Origin of the sequence: Pseudorhizobium tarimense, from assembly GCF_022968135.1 — a bacterium.
In the GTDB taxonomy this organism is placed as follows: Bacteria; Pseudomonadota; Alphaproteobacteria; order Rhizobiales; family Rhizobiaceae; genus Neorhizobium; species Neorhizobium tarimense.
The window spans coordinates 12733-28807 of the sequence record NZ_JALJRA010000023.1 but is presented as its reverse complement, the minus strand read 5'-3'; the positions used below and the strand labels follow the sequence as shown (position 1 = coordinate 28807).

15 protein-coding genes and 1 tRNA gene are annotated in these 16075 nt (G+C 62.5%); 4 read left to right on the top strand and 12 right to left on the bottom strand.

Annotation, left to right across the window (positions count from 1 at the left end; all coding sequences use genetic code 11):
* Nucleotides 1–95: 95 nt before the first annotated feature.
* The 8 genes from MUU54_RS21400 to MUU54_RS21365 form a co-directional block, all read right to left on the bottom strand.
* Nucleotides 96–1292: a vWA domain-containing protein gene (locus tag MUU54_RS21400; protein WP_247245986.1), complete on the bottom strand. Its 1197-nt coding sequence runs from the start codon at nt 1290–1292 to the stop codon at nt 96–98.
* Nucleotides 1293–1398: 106 nt separating this feature from the next.
* Nucleotides 1399–2277: a transglutaminase family protein gene (locus tag MUU54_RS21395; protein WP_247245985.1), complete on the bottom strand. Its 879-nt coding sequence runs from the start codon at nt 2275–2277 to the stop codon at nt 1399–1401.
* Nucleotides 2278–2284: 7 nt separating this feature from the next.
* Nucleotides 2285–4690 (bottom strand): circularly permuted type 2 ATP-grasp protein, encoded by a 2406-nt coding sequence (locus MUU54_RS21390; RefSeq protein ID WP_376742235.1) that lies wholly within the window; start codon nt 4688–4690, stop codon nt 2285–2287.
* Between the two features lie 108 nt (nt 4691–4798).
* Nucleotides 4799–5941 carry an ABC transporter permease gene (locus MUU54_RS21385; RefSeq protein ID WP_247245984.1) on the bottom strand — a complete coding sequence of 381 codons (1143 nt, stop codon included), beginning with the start codon at nt 5939–5941 and terminating at the stop codon, nt 4799–4801.
* Nucleotides 5938–6873, bottom strand: coding sequence for an ABC transporter ATP-binding protein (locus MUU54_RS21380; RefSeq protein WP_247246016.1), 936 nt, complete (start codon nt 6871–6873; stop codon nt 5938–5940). Before MUU54_RS21380 ends, MUU54_RS21385 begins: the two co-directional genes overlap by 4 nt.
* A complete protein-coding gene (locus MUU54_RS21375) occupies nt 6873–7838 on the bottom strand; it encodes an HlyD family secretion protein (protein ID WP_247245983.1) in 966 nt (321 codons plus the stop codon). Before MUU54_RS21375 ends, MUU54_RS21380 begins: the two co-directional genes overlap by 1 nt.
* Nucleotides 7835–8476: a TetR/AcrR family transcriptional regulator gene (locus tag MUU54_RS21370; RefSeq protein WP_247245982.1), complete on the bottom strand. Its 642-nt coding sequence runs from the start codon at nt 8474–8476 to the stop codon at nt 7835–7837. The genes MUU54_RS21375 and MUU54_RS21370 overlap by 4 nt, the downstream gene beginning before the upstream one ends.
* Nucleotides 8477–8574: 98 nt before the next feature.
* Entirely contained in the window at nt 8575–10002 is a 1428-nt protein-coding gene (locus tag MUU54_RS21365; protein ID WP_247245981.1) for a mannose-1-phosphate guanylyltransferase/mannose-6-phosphate isomerase, read from the bottom strand.
* A 682-nt stretch (nt 10003–10684) separates the two neighbouring features.
* Between MUU54_RS21365 and MUU54_RS21360 the strand changes: the two genes are divergently transcribed.
* A complete protein-coding gene (locus MUU54_RS21360; RefSeq protein ID WP_247245980.1) occupies nt 10685–10930 on the top strand; it encodes a DUF1003 domain-containing protein in 246 nt (81 codons plus the stop codon).
* Between the two features lie 7 nt (nt 10931–10937).
* On the opposite strand, the gene MUU54_RS21355 is transcribed toward MUU54_RS21360, so the two are convergent.
* Entirely contained in the window at nt 10938–11111 is a 174-nt protein-coding gene (locus tag MUU54_RS21355) for a DUF1328 domain-containing protein (RefSeq protein WP_247245979.1), read from the bottom strand.
* A gap of 394 nt (nt 11112–11505) precedes the next feature.
* Here MUU54_RS21355 and MUU54_RS21350 point away from each other — a divergent pair, with 394 nt between their 5' ends.
* The gene (locus MUU54_RS21350) at nt 11506–12153 is read left to right on the top strand and encodes a hypothetical protein (protein WP_247245978.1); all 648 of its coding nucleotides are present in this window, start codon (nt 11506–11508) and stop codon (nt 12151–12153) included.
* Between the two features lie 148 nt (nt 12154–12301).
* Here MUU54_RS21350 and MUU54_RS21345 read toward each other — a convergent pair.
* Both MUU54_RS21345 and cpdR1 read right to left on the bottom strand, forming a co-directional pair.
* Nucleotides 12302–12376, bottom strand: a tRNA-Val gene (locus MUU54_RS21345).
* 104 nt (nt 12377–12480) lie between these two features.
* Complete coding sequence (gene cpdR1 / locus MUU54_RS21340; protein WP_247245977.1) at nt 12481–12846, bottom strand: response regulator CpdR1; 366 nt, start codon at nt 12844–12846, stop codon at nt 12481–12483.
* Between the two features lie 177 nt (nt 12847–13023).
* Here cpdR1 and MUU54_RS21335 point away from each other — a divergent pair, with 177 nt between their 5' ends.
* The gene (locus tag MUU54_RS21335) at nt 13024–13908 is read left to right on the top strand and encodes an N-formylglutamate amidohydrolase (protein ID WP_247245976.1); all 885 of its coding nucleotides are present in this window, start codon (nt 13024–13026) and stop codon (nt 13906–13908) included.
* 269 nt (nt 13909–14177) lie between these two features.
* A complete protein-coding gene (hisN, locus tag MUU54_RS21330; RefSeq protein WP_247245975.1) occupies nt 14178–14951 on the top strand; it encodes a histidinol-phosphatase in 774 nt (257 codons plus the stop codon).
* A gap of 7 nt (nt 14952–14958) precedes the next feature.
* On the opposite strand, the gene MUU54_RS21325 is transcribed toward hisN, so the two are convergent.
* Entirely contained in the window at nt 14959–15927 is a 969-nt protein-coding gene (locus tag MUU54_RS21325; RefSeq protein WP_247245974.1) for an alpha/beta fold hydrolase, read from the bottom strand.
* Nucleotides 15928–16075 lie beyond the last annotated feature (148 nt).

Below are 16075 nucleotides of genomic sequence, written 5' to 3'. Positions count from 1 at the left end.
ACGGCAGAAAAAAGGCGGGGAGGAGGGATGGCGGTGGATATCACGGAAAAGAAAAACCCGCCGAGGCGGCGGGTTTTCGGGAGGCCTGAGGTGGTTCAGTTGGTGAGGCGGGTCGCGGACTTGGCGGCCTTCTTGCCGATCGCCTCGAAGGCGGCGACAAGATCGTTCATCGTGTTCGGCTGGAAGTAGTTCTCGTTACCGCTTGCGCAATAGGTCAAGAGCTCCTTGCCCTTCTCTGGTGCCATGAAGGCAACAGAGAAGATCGTAATGCCGTCATCCTTGGCCTTTTCGCATTTGTTCCGTACAGACTGGTCCAGCCCAGAATTCCATTTGTTGCTATCGCCCGTCATTTCGCCATCGGTCATCAAGAGGATGAAACGCTCGAACTTATCGTTCTTTTTGTCCTTGTGGGCGTTGCGTTCGGTGTCATTCTTGGTTTTCAGCGCCTTGAACGCATCCTTGAGTGCACCATTGGCATCAGTTCCGCCGGTCGGAAGGGAGGGTAGGTTGTTTACGTATTCCGCTACGCCGTCCACGCCCCATTCCATGGCTCGGGCATCTTGCGTTGCATCTGTGTACGAGGTGGCGCCGAGGCGGACCAGGGTTTTGTCGGGATCGGCCTGTTGCAGGGTGGCGAACAAGACTGCCGCCGCCGCCTTGAGCGCTTCGATTTTGCGAACGTAGCAAGGATCTTTCGAATTGATCGGCTGAGGCCAGGATCCCGAGGTATAGTTATCGCAAGTGCCGGGCTTCGTCTGATCCGTGATGAACGACATGGACCCCGAACGGTCCAACGCGAGATACATCGAGAGCGCAGAGCGCTCCTGCTTGGTCCCGCTCGTCGATATACTGCTCGTCGCGATGTTCATCGTCTGGTAGCCGAGGACGCCCATCAGCGGAGTCAGGGCCAGATTGTAGGTGGAGCCGACGGCGACCTCGAATGTCTTGCCGCCGCCGTTGGTCGTCGTGTTGATGTCGACATTCGTGGTGCTCACCAGCGCGCTTGCCGCCTCGGACCCCATGTAGTTGCCCATCTGGGCGATGAAGAAATCCTTGGCCAGCTTCTTGGCGGCAGTCTCGTCCTCAGCCTTCCCTGTGGCGAGTGCCGTGGAGGCGGCAAGGGCGGCGGAATCGGCTGCTTCCTGCATCTGCGTCTTCGACATCATCATGTTGGTGAGGTCGAGCGCGACGCCGCCGGCGCCAAGCAGCACCGGCAGGAGGATCGCCGTCATCATGCCGAAGTTGCCGCTGCGGTCCTTGAGGAGCCGCGAGATCTCTTGCCACGGTGTCATCGCCATCTTCCTGTCCATCCAGCTGAACGTCGGCGCAGCATTAGCAAGAAGTGATGGAGGAGCGGCTAAGCCATTGCGTCGCATTTTAGCGATCGGCGGAGAGCGGCTAGTCGAGCGGCACGACGTCCACCGCCTGTTCGATCTTCTGGGTTCCGTAGCCCTTCAGAACACCGACGACGGGCGCGATGTCGGCATAGTCGCGGCCATAGGCGACGACGATGTGATCCGTGCCGGCGGGAATGTTGTTGGTGGGGTCGAGTTCCAGGTAACCCGCCGGCTCGCCGCACCAGACCCGCACCCAGGCATGCATGGCGTCGGCTCCCTCCAGGCGCTCCTGGCCCGGCGGCGGAATCGTGCGCAGGAAGCCGCTGACATAGCCTGCCGGAATGCCGAGGCTGCGCAGGGCGACGATCATCACGTGGGCGAAGTCCTGGCAGACGCCACGCCGCAGCCGGAAGGCTTCCTGCGGCATGGTCTCCACCGTGGTGGCGTTGCCGTCGTAGACGAACTCGCGGTGGATCCGGTCGCAGAGCGTAACCGCCACCTCCCGGATCGTGTGCTCCGGCCGCGCCATCTCCTTGGCGAAGGCAGAGATCTCCGGCACATCTGGGGTGCGGGCGCTCGGTGCGGCCAGGTGGTGCGGGGAGGCCGGGTCAAGCGACCAGATAGCAGCCAGCTCCTTGGGGAGATCCTGCAAGGACGTGGAGACTTCGGCGGGGGCGGGAAGATCCTCGACCAGCACCTGGGCCTGCATGCGGATATCGAGGCGGCCGTGAGGAGCCCGTAGGAGAATCGAGGTGGCGGGCTGGCCGAAGAAGTCGGTGAAGGTCGTGCGATCTTCCGGCGAGGGGGAGACGTCGATCGACCCGTCCAGCAGCGTCTGGCGACCCGGAATCTCCAGGGGCAGCAGCCGGATCATATGCCGGGCATTGGAGGCCGGTACGTCGTAGGCATAGCTCATGTGAAGCGAAAGGTCGTAGCGCATCGGTGCCTCAAGCCAGATAGGTTCGGGCAAGAGTTTCAGACAGCTGCTCCATATCCCGCTCGAGCTTCAGGTAGACATCCTTCGTCATGTCCTCTGCCGTCATCACTGCAAGCCCGGAATGCAGGCGCATGATCTCGCGGAAGACCGGCGACATCTGGCCGTCGACATAGGCGTTCGGCAGTTGCTCGATCTCCGTGCGCAGCTCGTTCAGCTGGAACAGGATCGAGCGCGGATTGACCGGATCGAGCGCCAGAAGGTCGGTAACAGTGAGGCACGTCGTGCTGACGTTGTAGCGGCGGCGATGGGTCATCACGTTGTCGCCGATCTCGAGCAGCATATCGAAGGCGCCGTCTGGCGCGTTCGGACCAGACATATGGCCGAGAAGCCGGCTCATGTGCAGCCCACGCTCCAGGTAACGCCCGATGGACAGGAAGCGCCAGCCGGTGAAGCGGTACATGTTCTCGTGAACGAGCCCCGCAAAGCCCGCGAGCTTGCGTAGGAGCACGGTCATCGCATGGGCTGCATCGTCGCCGGGGCCGACAGTTTCGTGGAAGCGGCGCGCGGTGCGGGCAAGGTCGGTGAGGGCGAGCCAGCCATCGGGCGAGAAGCGGTCGCGGATATTGCCCGCGGCGTAGCTTGCGCTTTCGATGCTGTGCAGGAGCGACGCAGGTACACCGCTCGATCCCGCATCGATGCCCTCCGCTTGGAGATAGCATACAACGTCTGCCAGAAGCGGCTGGCGCGGATCGGCCGCTTCGGCAAATCGCTGGTGCCAGGCGCGCAGGATGCGTAAGGAGCCTTCCGCCCGTTCGGTATAGCGGCCGAGCCAGAAGAGGTTGTCGGCGGCGCGGCTTGGCAGGCTTCCGGGGGCGGCGCGTTCGACGCTTGCTTCACGCGCCAAAAGGGTCGGTGTCGCCACCGGCCTCTCGCTGACAATCCACACATCGGCTGCCGTTCCGCCTGCTTGCATTGCGATCGCCGCGACGTCGTCTCCCGCGCCGATGCGGGCAAAACCACCTGGCATGATCTGCCAACCTTTCTCAGTGCGTGCAGCGAACACCCGCAGCGACATCGGCCGCGGGGTGAGTTTTCCATCTTGGCAGGCCGGCGTCGTCGACAGCGTCACGACTTCCTGGCCGACGAGCTTTGCTCCATCGGAGGCGAGCCATGAAGCGACTCTCTCCCGCGCGGTCTCGCGCAGGGAGCGGCCTAGTACCGATTGTCCCTGGTCGTCAAAGAAGGGGCGGGTGGAGAAGGCGGGACCGATCACCATCCGCTCGATGTTTTTGGCAACGTGCTCGCGCTCATCCGCCTGGCCGCACCACCAGGTGGCGATCGACGGCAGCCTGAGGTCCTCGCCCAGCAGACGGCGCGCGATCGCTGGCGTGAAGGCGAGCAGCGCCCGCGTCTCCAGGATTCCCGAGCCGAGGGCATTGATCATCATGGAAGAGCCGGATCGCAGCGCCTCGACCATTCCCGGCGTGCCGATATGCGAGGTCTGGTCGAGCTCCAGCGGGTCCGCATAGGAGGCATCGAGCCGGCGCCACAGGACACCGATCGGCTTCAGGCCCGCCACCGTGCGGACCATAAGCTGCCGGTTGACGACCGCCAGATCCTCCCCCTCCAGCAGCATGAAGCCGAGATAACGGGCGATGTAGGCATGCTCGAAATAGGTCTCGTTGGCCGAGCCGGAGGTTAACACGGCAATGCGATGATCGGGCGAGGAGCGTTGCGCCTGGAGCGTGTCCCGGAAACTGCCGAAGAAGGAGGCGAGCCGGTGGACATGCATCTCCGCATAGAGGTCGGAGAACGAACGCGTCGTGGCAACGCGGTTCTCTAGCGCGAAGCCCGCTCCCGAGGGCGCCTGTGTCCGGTCCGACAGCACCCACCACTTGCCGTCGGGGCCGCGGCCGATCTCGAAGGCGCAGAAATGCAGGTAGTGGCCGCCCGCGGGTTCGACGCCAACCATCGGCCGGAGGAATTCAGGATTGGAGCCGATGAGGGACGGCGGCAGGGAACCCTCCCGGACGAGACGACTCTCGCCGTAGATATCGGCGAGCACATGCTCCATCAGTTCGGCGCGCTGGATCAGCCCCTCCGAGACGGTGGCCCATTCGCGGTCATCAATCAGGACCGGGATGTGCGAAAGCGGCCAGTGGCGCTCGGCATTCGGTTGGGAAGCATAGGAATGATAAAAGACGCCCGCGTCGCGGAGATAGCGATCGGCGCGGGCAAAACGCTCGTGCAGCTGGTGCTGCGACATACCGGCTAGGGCGGCAGTGAATTGTTGCCAGACGGAACGGACGCCGCCATCGCCATCCATCATCTCATCGGCGATGCCGGGCAGGGGCATGTAGTCGAGACCGGGCTCGCGGCGCTGCCGATCCACATCCGCTGCCGGTGCCTTTGCCATATGTTGTTCAGGCTCCCAAGGGCCGGCGCGTTCAGATTGAATTCGAGTGTGTGCAATGCGACAAGGGAAAGCAAGGTGAGCTTCGCGTCACCGCCTCGAATCCTGTGGCTAATCAAGCGTGCGCCGGAAGCGGCGTACGGCGATTAGCATCGCAAGGAAGGTCAGGCCGGCGAGGGCGGCGGTGTCCGGGCCAAGTTCAGCAATACCAGCGCCCTTCAACATGATGGCTCGAACCACGCGGATATAGTGGGTGAGGGGCAGCGCTTCGCCGATCCATTGGGCCCAGTTCGGCATGCCAGCAAAGGGGAACATGAATCCGGACAGGAGGATGTTGGGCAGGAAGAACATCATCGCCATCTGGACCGCCTGCAACTGGTTTGAGGCGATGGTGGAAAACGTGTAGCCGATCGACAGGTTTGCGACGACGAAGATCAGCGTGATCGCAGTCAGCGATAGCGGATCGCCTAACACCGGGACCTCAAAGACAAAGATCCCGGCGCCGATGATGATCAGCGCCTGAATGAGACCGATGATCACGTAAGGGGCGATCTTGCCGAGCATGATTTCCAGCGGCGTGATCGGCATCGAGAGCAGGTTTTCCATCGTGCCGCGTTCAATCTCGCGGGTGACGGCAAGCGCGGTGAAGATCAGGAGCGTCATCGTGAGGATCGTTCCCAGCAGACCGGGCACGATGTTGAGCGTGGACGAGCCGGCGGGATTATAGCGGCGGTGCTGGACGATCTCGAACGGCGGCTGCGACGGTTCGGCAAAGGTGATCTGGCGGTCGTGGGAGAGGGCAGTCGAGACGACGCCGGACAGAGCGCCCAGTGCAGAGCTTGACGCGACGGGATCGGTGGCGTCGGCCGCGACGAGCAATGACGGCGTCTCGCCCCGCCGGACTGCGCGTTCAAACCCCTCGGGAATCTCCACGACGAAGAGAGCCTCGCCGGATTGCAAGAGTTCATCCATCTCCTCGGAACGGGTGACGACGGAGCGGATCTCGAAGAAGTCGGTGTTCTGCAGAGCGGCTAGGATTGAGCGCCCGACATCGCTGTTCTCCCGCATCAGGATCGCCGTCGGCAGGTTGTGCGGCGTCGTGTTGATCGCAAAACCGAAGAGCAGGAGCTGCATGACCGGAATGATGATCATGGTCGCGAGCGTGATGCGGTCGCGGGTCATCTGGATGGATTCCTTCACCATCATCGCCCAGAAGCGGTGAAGGGAGAGGTTTCTGCCGTTTCCCGCCGTCATTGGAAATTGTCCTGAGACTGGCGCATGAGATCGATAAAGGCATCCTCCAGCGTTGGCTGGCCGCGCTTCCAGTGCAGGCTGGGGCGGCTTCGGAAGGGGTGGATCGCCTGTGCGAGAGCTTCCTCATCGCGCCCGGCCACGTGCAGGCTTGCACCGAAGGGGGCGATCATGTCGATAGCCGGTAGCGTCTCCAGTTCGGCCTGAAGGGCGTGAACTTCCGGGCCGGAGACGGTCCAGGTGCGAAGCCCGGTTCCGGCGATGACCTCCTCCACCGTACCCTTCGCCAGAAGCTTGCCGTAGGCGATATAGGCGATCTCGTGGCAGCGCTCGGCCTCGTCCATGTAATGGGTGGAGACCAGCACCGAGAGCCCGTCGGCGGCAAGCGCGTGTATCTCGTTCCAGAAGTCGCGCCGCGCCTTCGGGTCGACCCCGGCGGTTGGTTCGTCGAGAAGCAGGAGTGCGGGTTCAGGAAGAATGCAGGCGCCAAGCGCAAGACGCTGTTTCCAGCCGCCTGAGAGCTCGCCGGCGAGCTGGTTCTCGCGTCCCTTGAGGCCGAGCCGCCCGATCGCTTCGGAGGCCTTCTGACGCGGAGCAGGAAGTTGGTAGACGCGGGCGACGAATTCGAGGTTCTCCCGGATCGAGAGGTCCTGGTAGAGCGAGAAGCGCTGCGTCATATAGCCGACGCGGCGGCGTATTCGCTCTGCCTCGGTCAGGATGTCGAGGCCGAGGCAAGTGCCGGATCCACTGTCCGGCGTCAGCAGCCCGCAGAGCATGCGGATCGTCGTCGTCTTGCCCGACCCGTTCGGCCCGAGGAAGCCGTGGATGCGGCCCTTGCGGACAGACATCGTTAGGTCGTCCACCACCTTGCGCCCATCAAAGCTCTTGGTGAGATGCTGGACGTCAATGACGTTTTCCACGGCCGCAGGCTGCATCACCGAAGTGTCCCCGGCACCACATCCACCGGCTGACCGACCCGAAGCGCTTTCGGCCGAGCCGGGAGCGCTTCAATGCCATAGACGAGCTTGGCACGCTCTTCTCTGCTGAAGATGACGGGGGGCGTATACTCGGCCTCGTCGGCGATGAAGCTGATGCGGCCCTCGAACGGCTCGCAGCCATCGCAGGTGCCGCGGACGATTTGGCCCAGAGCAAGCGCCGGCAGCACGTCTTGGGGCACGAAGAAGCGGATGCGGACGGCGGAGGGAGGAAGCAACGCCACCACCGGGCGGCCCGCCGGAACGACTTCGCCGGGTCGATAGTAGATCGTCTGCACCGTGCCTAGTGCTGGTGCGACGATGGATCGTTTCGACAGCGACGCCTTGGCCGAGTTTACCTGCGCGGCCGCCGCATGGACGGCTTCTTCGGCGCGCTGGATGGCCTGATCGCGTGCCGGAAGCGTGGCAAGGGTGATCTGGCTGCGCACGCTGTCCAATGCTGCGCGATTGGCCGCTTCGGTGGCGGTTGCCGCATCCAGGTCGGCGCGCGTACCACTACCCTGGCGCACCAGAGCCTGCATCCGCTCCAGTTCCCGGACGGAGAGCGCCAGCCGGGCATCCGCCTCCCGCTCGGCAGCGCGCAACACATCCACCTCTTCCGGCCGCTTCTGCGCCACGCGGGCAAGGTTGAGCTCGGCTTGCGCGCCTGCAAGGTTTGCTTCAGCGGCGGCCAGTGTGGCGCGTTCGATGGTGTCATCGAGTGCGAACAGAGGCTCTCCGGCGGTGATAGTCGCCCCTTCCTCGACGGCAAGGGACGTGAGGCGGCCGACGCTTTCCGCACCGATCATCCGCATGTCGGCCTCCACCCATCCCTGGTAAGGGCGGCTTTCCTCGTGCGGGAGCAGAAACGGCAACGCGGCAATGGCCAGTACGGTGAGGACCGTCACCGCGACGATCTTCCTCATGGCGTTTCTCCCTTCTCGGGCAGGAACAGCGTATCCAGAAAATTGGCAAACAGCCGGTCTGCATCGAGATGTTCATAGGCCTCGAAGAGGCTTCGCCATATGATCGTCATCAAAGCGGGCGCCATGATCAGCTGCGGTGTCTCGACGATGGCTGGGTTGCGGAGGCTGCCCGCGCTGGCGGCACGCTCCAGCAGGATCCGCAGGATGCGGATGCCGTTGGAGATGATCTCGCGGTGGTAGTATTCCGTGACAGCCGGGAAGGATGAACCCTCGCCGATGATGAGGCGAAGCAGGTGGCGGCGCTCGGTATCGAGAACCTCTTGCTGAAACAACCGGTAAAACATCTCCAACATTTGGCGCGGTGGCATGGCCTGCTGCTCCACGGCCGCACCGACCTGATCGAGAATGGGCGACGCCACACCTGAAACGAGCGAGATGAACAGCGCCTCCTTGTCCGGGAAGTGCAGGTAGACCGTGCCCTTGGCAATGCCCGCCTTCGCCGCGACGTCTTCCATGCGCGTGCCAGCAAAGCCTCGTTCGGCAAAGCAGGAGAAAGCAGCCTGCATTATCTCCGCCCGGCGTTGTTCGGGATCGATCTTCCGTCTCGGCTTTTCCAGCACGGTCGCTACCAAATCCATATGGTGACTGACTGGACAGTCATTAGCATTAACTGCGTGAAGGGACAAGGGTGCCGCTGGCGGCACGTTTCAAATTTTATCAGGTGAATGAGTATGGCTCAGCTGCGGCCGAATTCGTCGACGATGCGGATGATGTCGTCTTCGCCAAGATAGGAGCCGGTCTGCACCTCGATCATCTCGAGCAGGATTTTGCCTGGGTTGGCAAGCCGGTGCAGTTCGCCTTGGGGAATGTAGACGGATTCGTTCTCGCGCACCGTCTTCACCTCGTCGCCGACCGTCACTTCCGCGGTGCCCTTGACGCAGATCCAGTGTTCGGAGCGATGGTGATGCTTCTGCAGCGACAGCTTCTTGCCGGGCAGGACGAAGAGGCGCTTTACCTGGAAGCGGTCGCCGTTCAGGATCGAAGTATAGCCGCCCCAGGGACGATAGGACGTAGGATGCGACTGGGTCAGTGCAGAGGTGGCCTTGGCGGCGGCGAGCTGCTTGACCAGCTTGCCGACATTCTGGCTGTTCTCCAGCCTGCCGACATAGACGGCATCCTCGCTCGCGATCACCGCGACATTTTCCAATCCCTGGACGGCGAGATGGCTGGTGCGCGACATCACCAAGGAGTTCTTGGTGTCGAGGAGCGTTGCGTTGCCGGAGGTGACGTTGCCAGCTTCGTCGCGTGCGCCAAGCTTCCACACCGCATCCCAGCTGCCGAGATCGGACCACGTGAAGGAGGAGGGGACGACGGCAGCATTGCCGGTCTTCTCCATGATCGCATAGTCGACCGAGATATCCGGGCTTCTGGCGAAGGCGCTGGCATCGAGCCGGATGAAGTCGAGGTCGGCCACGGCCTTTTCGACGGACTCCCGGGCGGCAGCCGCAACCTCGGACGCATAGGCCTCCATCTCCTGCAGCACTTGGCCTGCGGTGAACATGAAGATGCCGGAGTTCCAGTAGAAGCCGCCTTGTGCCAGCATGCGCTCGGCTTCCGCCAGCACGGGTTTCTCCACGAAGGCCTTCACGGCATGGGCGCCACCGGGCAGCGCCTGGCCGATCTCGATGTAGCCGTAGCCGGTCGCAGGTTCGGCGGGATCGATGCCGAAGGTCACGAGCTTGCCGGCGCGGGCCGTATCGCGGGCGGTCTGAATGGCCTGGAAATAGCGTTCGTCGGCGACGATCTCGTGATCGGAGGCAAGCACCTGCAGCACCGCATCCTCGCCTGACCGGTCTGCCACGAAGGCGGCGGCGGCGGCGATGGCCGCTGCGGTGTTGCGCGCCATCGGCTCTAGCAGCGTGCCGGCGAGCGTGACGCCCAGTTCGCGCGCCTGTTCGGCGACGAGGAAGCGGAAATCCTCGTTGGTGACAACCACCGGCGGCTCGTAAAGATCCGGATCGGAGACGCGCGACAGGGTTGCCTGGAACAGCGTGCGATCGCCGACGAACTGGATGAATTGCTTCGGCGCGCTTGCCCGCGACAGCGGCCACAGCCGCGTGCCCTTGCCACCCGCCATGATCACGGGAATGATCTTCTTTGTCATGCTTGTTCGCCCGCCTTCAAGGAATCAAGTGATGATCGTTCTATGCTGCCGCACGGCCCTTTGCCATGAGCTTCGGCGCAGGGAGTGAAACGATGGAACCGCCGGAACGTCAAGGTGGTGGAGCATCTTTTGTGACTATTCTCCACTCTCCGAAGAATATCCGTGGGCACGTTCAGGTATTGCTGAGAATCCTGGTGAAAATAGCATTGTCAGTGGCGGCAGCGCCGAGCATCGTTGCGTGATCTGCTGCCGCAACCTGCCAAACCAGAAGCTACGCCGGCTGGGTGGTCTCAGGCCGTCTCTTCAGCCCATGGTCTTTGAGGATGTCCCCGGTCTTTCCGGTGATGCGCTGATCTGCGCTGATCTGCGAGGAGGACCTCTTGCGCTATCGGCGGAGATATGTAGAAAAGCTGCTCAATGACGAGCGGGGCGGCTGTCCGAACTTGACCGCCAGTTGCTCGACAGTTTCGAGAAGGGTGCCCTTACGGTGCAGTCGAGCGCGGATCTGGCGCTGGAGCCGCCGCGCTCCTTCGGCGAACGCGCCGCCGATGCGGTGGGGTCCTTCGGCGGGTCATGGGGCGGCTCGGCACCTTCTGCTTCATCCTCGTCGCCTGGACGGCAGTAAACGTGTCGCGCCTGCTCCGCCCCCTTCGACCCCTATCCCTTCATCCTGCTCAATCTCGTGCTCTCGTGCCTTGCCGCCTTGCAGGCGCCGATCATCATGATGAACCAGAAGCGGCAGGAGGATAAGGATCGCCAGCGGCCTCAGAACGACTACATGGTGAACCTGCGGGCGGAACTCGAGATCCGCCAGCTGCACGAGAAGATCGACCACCAGATGGCACGGCAGTGGGAAAGGCTTGCCGAACTCCAGCAGATCCAGATCGAGCTGCTGGAGCGCAATGCGGAATGGCGAGAGGAGCGATAGGCGCTCGTCAAAACGCCAGGCTGCCGGCCATGAAGGCGAGGACGAGGAAGATCAGGAAGACGAGGAGGGCGATGAAGAACAGCACCTTGGCAATGGTGGCCGTTGCAGCCGATACGCCGGAGAAGCCGAGGAAGCCAGAGATAATAGAAATGACGAGAAAAATCAGAGCCCATTTCAACATGGTAATACCCCTTCCGTTCGAGGCCGGGAGAACGCAGCAGTAATGGGAATTGTTCCAAGGCCACACTGGCGCAACTTCCGGCGGATGAAAGGGCGGCTGGCCTTCGCTGCTGTAGGTTTGACGGCCACCGGGCGCAAAGCCGGGAACGCGCTCGGCTGTTTGTCGGTACATGATAGCGTCGGTGGCTCTGCAAGCTGTAGACCGACTAATGCGCTGGACCCGTGCTGCATTGCAGCAACAGCGGCGCGGCTTTTCTCCGGTTTCCGATTTCCAGCATTGGTGTCGCGGTACAATCAGCTATGCTTTCGGGAGCAGTAACCTGATTTGCAACGTCTGACAGAGAGGATGGCTATGCCATGTTCTCTTGTGTGGGCACTCGATATCGAGGCCAAGGATGAAGCCCATCCCGTTTGTTGTATGCCTGATTGCGGTGCTCGCGCCCCAGCCAGGTCGGGCGGATGACTATGCACTGATCTGGCAGCCGAGCAAGGCCTCCGACACGTCCTATTCTGCCCGCATAGGCGTCCGGATGCCGTTGACGCTGGCGCCGTCCCTCGGCCTTGATGGAGGTCTCGTTGCAGGGGAAGGCGGGGCGGTGGTCGATGCGCCCGTGGCGGCGTGGGGCAGCATCAAGCTGCAGGAGCAGAGCGCTCCGGCGGGGACTGTGACGCAGACTGCAACCGGACGGCTGGATGCGGTGAGTGGCAGTGCCAGCCTGACCCTCAACTACTACAAAAAGCACATCGCAACGCCGACGCTCAATATCGAGCGCCGCAGCGCCTACGCCGTCAGCTATGACGGGTCTGGCGGATCGTGGGGCGGGTTGCGCGCGAGCCAGTCCATTCGTGTCACGCGTGTTCGAAGCGGCAGCAGCGTTCTTGCCGAGGCGTCCACCACCGATTCTCTGGAGAAGGTGAACTGGGGTCTGGCCGTTGAACAGAGGCTGGGGCAGCAGCTGACGGTGAAGGCCACCCTACGAGACGAGACGGGCGGTGAGGGCGCAGTGGCGAAGCTGCGGGCGGACTACCGATTCCGGTGGTGAATGCTCGACCTTTGATCGTCTGGCGAGGGCGCAGCCGAGGGTGGATTCAGTAACCTTTTCGCGGGCCTTCCGAGCTCGTACGCGGCGTCTTGCAGACAAAGAAAAAGGGCCTCCGGAAATGCCGAAAGCCCTTGATCAGAAACTTGGATGGTGGGCGTGACAAGGATCGAACTTGTGACCCCTACGATGTCAACGTAGTGCTCTCCCGCTGAGCTACACGCCCATCCGATGTCGGCGCATAGACCATATGGTGGTCGGGCCGTCAACTGGTTTTGTTGGCGAATGCGAAGCTTTTTTGACGGGCCTCGAACCTCCTCGTTTGGTGGCTCAGGCGGCGGCGAGCATCTTGTTGACCTCGTTGACGAGGTCGCGCAGGTGGAAGGGCTTGGACAGGACCTTGGCGTCCTTCGGGGCCTTCGAATCAGCGTTGAGGGCGACGGCGGCAAATCCGGTGATGAACATCACCTTCAGGTCGGGATCGAGTTCGGTGGCGCGGCGCGCAAGCTCGATCCCGTCCATTTCCGGCATCACGATGTCGGTCAAAAGCAGCGAGAAGGGCTCTTCGCGCAGCCGGTCGTAGGCGCTGGCGCCATTGTCGAAGGAGGAGACCTTGTACCCCGCCTTTTCCAGCGCCTTCACCAAAAAGCGGCGCATATCGTTGTCATCTTCGGCGAGAAGAATTTTCTGTATCATCCTTGGGCCGTCGTCCATCATCACGAGAAATTTCGAGCATCCAGCCTAGCCAAGACAGGGTAAACGCCCATTTAATGGTGGCAGACGCAATCTTTTGAACAGATAGATAGTATGGACTTCACCTGGGGCAACTGGCAACATGCCATATCGGGAAGTTCGCGACATGGTAAAGGCTAGATGGATCGGGCAGCGGGCGGTTTTGACCATTTCGAGATCACGGAACCGACCGCTCAGACACTTCCTTTCGTCTACAATTCCCCGCATAGTGGACGGCACTATCCCCCTTCCTTTCTGCACGACGCCAGGCTTGATTCCGTCGCCATCCGCCGTTCTGCGGATCACTTCGTTGATGAGCTTTTCGCGGCAGCACCGGAGCTTGGTGCGCCGCTTCTGGCCGCCAATTTTCCCCGTGCCTATCTCGATGTGAACCGCGAGCCCTACGAGCTCGACCCGAAGATGTTCGACGGGCCGCTGCCGCCCTATGCTAATATCGGCTCGCTTCGCGTTGCCGGCGGTCTTGGCACCATCCCGCGGATCGTCGCGGAGAACATGGAGATCTATCGGCGGCGGCTGACGGTCGAAGAGGGGCTGTCGCGGATCGACGAGATCTACAAGCCCTACCATGCGGCGCTACGCAAGCTGATCGCCCGCACCCATGCCCGCTTCGGCTTCAGCATCCTGATCGACTGCCATTCCATGCCGGGCAATATCCGCATCGCCGGCTCGGACATCCGCCCGGACATCATCATCGGCGACCGCTATGGCACCAGCGCTTCGGCCGAGTTGTCGCGTGCGGCCGTGGCGATCCTGACCGACCTCGGTTTCTCCGCCGTGCGCAACAAGCCTTATGCGGGCGGCTTCATCACCGAACACTATGGGCGTCCCGTGAGGGGGCTGCACGCGTTGCAGATCGAGGTGAACCGGGCGCTCTACATGGACGAGCTGACGCTGGAAAAGGGGCCGGATTTCGAGACGGTCGCCGGGGAGCTCTTCACCTTCATGCGCCGCATGGCGGAATTTGCCAAGGAATTCGGCAGCACCACGGCGCTGGCGGCCGAATGACGTCTTAAACTATTCAGAAATAGGCAGGGAAGCTGATTCGGCAGCAGGCAAAAAAAAACCGCGCCGAAGCGCGGCTAGTCTAGGGAGGAAACACCCAAGGAGGGCATTACAGTCGAAGACTGTGATGTCACGCTACTGTTGCGTTGCACAATTGTCAATCATATTGCTGTTGTGGCTATTATTTGGACAGCACCTGTTGCATCTCGCCCACATTGCATCCGAGCCGATGGCGGGTAGAACGGCGCAGCAAATTTCGTCACGAGGTCTTCATGCTCCCCGATCGCGCCTTCTTCTACGCCCTTGCTGATTCTGCAAAAGCGGAAACTCTGCCACGCTTCAGAACCGGCGCCTATGTGACGAACAAGCTGAAAGGGGGCTTCGATCCTGTCACCGCAGGTGACCGCGCGGCCGAGACGGCGATTCGAGCGCTGATCGAGGAGCGCTTTCCGGAGCACGGGATTCTCGGCGAGGAGCATGATAATATCGGGCTGGACCGCGAGCACATCTGGGTCATCGACCCGATCGACGGCACGCGCGCGTTTATCTCCGGCGTGCCGGTCTGGGGGACGCTGATCGGCTTCCAGAGCGGCGGCCGTTCGGTGATGGGGCTGATGGACCAGCCGTTCACGGGAGAACGCTATTTCGCCGACGGGGAACGATCCTGGTATAGCGGACCGGATGGGGAGCGGCAGATCCGCACCCGCGACTGCCGAGCGCTTTCGGATGCGATCCTGTTTACGACCTCGCCGCATATCTTCCTCGAACATGAGGCGGAGCGGTATCATGCGGTCGAACGGCATGTGCGGCTGTTTCGCTACGGCACCGATTGCTACGCCTATTCCCTGCTCGCCGCCGGTCATGTGGATCTGGTGATCGAAAGTAGTCTGAAGCCCTATGATGTCGGCGCGCTTATTCCCTTGATCGAACATGCCGGTGGCGTCATCACGACCTGGGATGGTGGCCGGCCGGAGGCGGGCGGCAACATCATCGCGGCGGCGACGGCCGATCTGCACGAGCAGGCGATCGCGATCCTCGCCGGCTGACGGGGCCTTAAGCGGCGGTTTCCGAAAGATCCATGCCGCCGTCCAGGCCCGGCATGAAGGCTTCGATCGCAGCAAGCGCCTGGGCCCGGTAAATGTCGCGCTCGAAGAAGAGCTCGTGGCGGGCGCCATTGATCGTTACCAGCTGCCCGGCGCGGAAGTTGCGCGAAAGCTCCTCCTGCGCCGCATAGGGGATGACGCCGTCGAGAACGGGCGCCAGCAGCAGCGTCGGGATGGTGATGTTCGTCAGGTGCTCCTGCTGCGACACGCGCCTCGCGCCCTTCAGGGTTTCATGCAGCCAGCGGAAGGTGGGTGCGCCGATGGTGAGTTCCGGATGCGCCTCCATGAGGCGTGCCGCGCGGGCAAAGCGCTCTGCGGAGGAGGTGAGCGGGTTTCCTTCGAACGGTCGCTGGCTGCGGTCGCCGCCGGTCGAGGCGCTCCCGAAGCCTGTCCAGCAGGCCAGCGCCGCAATGGGACGGATCAGGCCGACCGGCAGGCGCTCGTGGCGCAAACCGACATAGGGCGCAGCCAGCGCCATGCGGCTGATGCGGTTGGAAAGCCTCGGGGCAGCCGACAGCGCAACCAGCGCACCGGTCGAATGGGCGACCAGAAAGAAGGGCAGTCGGGTATCGGGTAGGACGATCTGCTCGAGGAAGATTTCCAGATCCCGTTCGTAATGTGAAAGGCGCCCCACGTGTCCCTTCCGCTTCTTCTTCAGCAGGCGGTCCGAGCCACCCTGGCCGCGAAGATCGAAGGTCGCGACCCACAGCCCCATGGCGTTCAGGTCTCGGATCGTCTCGAAATACTTCTCGATGCACTCGTTGCGGCCCTGCATCAGGACGACGGTGCCCTTGGACGGGGAGATTTCCGAGCGGAAGATCGCATAGCGCAGGCGGACGCCCTTGTAGCCGTTGAAGTAGCCGGCGGAATAGTTGGCAGGCGGCGGGTTGTCCGGCGTGAGGTGAAGGATGTCGTCCATCGGTCCTGGGCTTTCGGCGAGGTTCCCCCAGCGATAGGCTCTCGTCCGGCAAGGTCAAGGAAAAAAGCCGGAGCGAGGTGATGGCCTCTGCTCCGGCAGCAGACTGAAGAGAAGGGACTTGGCTTCAGTCGACGGTGGCGCTCTGGCC